The sequence below is a fragment of the Neobacillus drentensis genome (assembly GCF_036965645.1).
GTDB classification, from domain to species: domain Bacteria; phylum Bacillota; class Bacilli; order Bacillales; family Cytobacillaceae; genus Neobacillus; species Neobacillus drentensis_D.
This window is the reverse complement of record NZ_JBALPZ010000246.1, coordinates 1,397-4,060: the sequence shown is the minus strand read 5'-3', so window position 1 is coordinate 4,060 and position 2,664 is coordinate 1,397. Positions and strand designations below refer to the sequence as shown.

Annotated in this window: 2 protein-coding genes; both read right to left on the bottom strand. The window is 37.3% G+C overall.

Annotated elements, in window-relative coordinates:
* Nucleotides 1–420: 420 nt before the first annotated feature.
* Nucleotides 421–1,716 carry an IS110 family transposase gene (locus tag V7266_RS29665; RefSeq protein ID WP_335472812.1) on the bottom strand — a complete coding sequence of 432 codons (1,296 nt, stop codon included), beginning with the start codon at nucleotides 1,714–1,716 and terminating at the stop codon, nucleotides 421–423.
* A gap of 398 nt (nucleotides 1,717–2,114) precedes the next feature.
* Complete coding sequence (yhfH, locus tag V7266_RS29660) at nucleotides 2,115–2,249, bottom strand: protein YhfH (protein ID WP_335472810.1); 135 nt, start codon at nucleotides 2,247–2,249, stop codon at nucleotides 2,115–2,117.
* Between the last annotated feature and the right edge of the window lie 415 nt (nucleotides 2,250–2,664).

Here is a 2,664-nt window from a genome sequence, read left to right as displayed (position 1 = left end):
CTCCCTCAATAAAGAAAGCGAAATCTCCCGATTTCTCCGTTTTTCTTAGATTTTCATAGTAGTTTATTTACTGGTGATTGCTTTATTGGTGGGTAGATATCACTCCAAAGGATAAAATTGGACTTGAGGAGAAAAAAGACTCATAACCCACTACCCAACTACTTACAAAAATTGGTTAATAAGTAAAATTATGATCGCACTGGTGGATGTCCACATTTCTCATGGAGGTCAACCCTCCCATGCCTCACAGAGTCTTCGCTCTCAAATTCCTTCGTCCAACCTTTCCATGAGGTGGATGTCAGCCATGCTGCCCCACAGGGTCCTTGCCCGTAATTTAGTTGCTTTGCCGACTAATCCGTGCTTCAAATGTACCCGAACCTACAACACACATATCTACTATTAATCTAATCTAAAACAGAATCAGGCGGCCATTTCTACCTTCTTTGATACTGACAAATGAGGAATATCCTTTAACATCTTTTCTTCACTAAATTCAAATTTCTTTTTACTTATGCTAAAGAAAATACGGATCAGTTTATTACATAAAGCAATAAGGGATTGCATTTTCTTTAATGGATTATCAGAACGTTGAGTATAGTAGGCATGTAATTCTTTAAAAGCTGAATTCTTAGCTACTAGTATCATACATACCCTAAACAACAGGGCCCTTAGTTTCTTGCGGCCCCTCTTTGTGATGGTCGTTTTCCCCTTGTGCTTACCGGATGTATTTTCTTTTAAACTTAAGCCAGCCAGCTTAATAATTTGTCTGGGATGGGTATAATCATTCAGGTCACCCACTTCCGCAAAGAAACCGGCAACTGTATCCCTCCCGACACCTTTAATGGCCAACATTTGTGGTACTCCAGGTATTTCATCAAGTAAAACTTCTATTTTCGCATCCAATTCTTCGAATTTAAGCTGGATGAGCTCATATTTATCTAGTAACATTTTCAGCTCCAGTTTGGCCATATCAGATCCTTGCCGAAGTCCGATGGACTTACTGGCAGCTTGCTTTAACCCTCGGATTTTACTAAGCCCCACACTCCGGGTAACGGCTTTTCTTAGGTGGGTGAGCAGTTCTTGATCAGAGAACTTTATTATTTCATGCGGTAAAGCATATAGTTTTAAGAATTGTAAGGCTGCCTTCCCTTCCCACTTCTTAAAGACCGTTAGAAATTCTGGAAAGTACCGGTCAATCCAGTTGTGAACCTGTCCTTGGACCGTTTGTAGGTCATCCGTTAGAAGATCGCGTATTTTCTTCGCAACCCGGAGCTCGGCATACACTCCTTGCGGTATCGTAGGTTCAGCGTATTTTCCGTCCTTGACCAGCTGGGCAATGACTTTTGCGTCTTTTACATCATTTTTAGTTGGTGAATTATCATCGAGTTCCTTGCTTTTCTTTACGTGCAAGGGATTGACTACTACAAACTTAATCTCATTTTCTTTCAGAATATGTGCCAGGTTGAACCAATAGTGGCCAGTTGGTTCCATTCCAACCATCACTTTTTCCATGGCTTGTTCTCTCTGCAGTTCAGAAATCCATGTAAGAAAATGCCCGAACCCTTCTTTTGTGTTTTCAAAATAGCAAGGTGATCCGAACTCCATTCCTCTAAAGTTCTGGGCACGTGCCACGTGCTTGAATTTAGCAATGTCCACACCTATAATAAGTGTTTGAGAAGTTATTTGAGCAATCTTCTTATTTTGGTTATAATTCATTTTAAAGCCTCCTGGTATTTGAGTGTTGTCCTTTTCGCTGGCCAACCTTCCGGACACTCTTATTCTACCAAGAGGTTATTTTTTTGTTCAAACCTCATTTTCACTCATTACAGGAATGCTGCCCCTTTAGTTTAAGTGCAAATCTTCACAATATATCATATTTACCTACCAATTTTTTAAATATTATAAGAGAAAAATACGTCAACAAACGAGAGTAATATTGATTAATTAAACAGAAGACAGGGAAGACAAAAAAAAGAGTATCCCATTAAATTGTATTATCTTTTCCTCTGGGTACTTTTTTACCTGAATTCAATAGTTCAGTTCTCACTCACCTTACGATAAATAATTGTTATGAAAGTAAAAAACTCCCCAGCATACTGGAGAGTTAACAAACTTTACTCTTCTTTTTTGGATATACATTGGTCACAATCAATCAAATAACTTTCTGCCTGCTCATGCATATGATTCCCGCATTTAGTACATTCCTTTTTTGGTAAATTGCGGAAAAATTCAACTGGACTCATTAACATTTGTAACTCCTCCTTTATTAATACAGATAGTTATTTTTTTCGTTGTTGTAATACAGTATAAACAAAAAAAAGGAAAATGTATAGACCTTTTTTAAGAAAATTATAAAAGTTTTAATAGGTTCCTAACTCTATTTTTACCTTGTATATCCCAATAGAAATACTCAGTATATGTTAACAAACACATACCTGAATTCTAATTTCTCTTCCTACTAACTATGTAAATAATTAAAATTTACCACTAAAACAATTTTTTAGAATAAGGGAACCAAATCTCCAAATGCACGCCATAATTGAACCACGAGAACACTCCATTTTGGATATTACTGTATCGTTATTTTATCGTGACAATGAACAAGTTGGGTAGTGTCTTTCTTCACCTAAACTGCTTCGTTAGCGAAACAAGAAAAGCGACTGC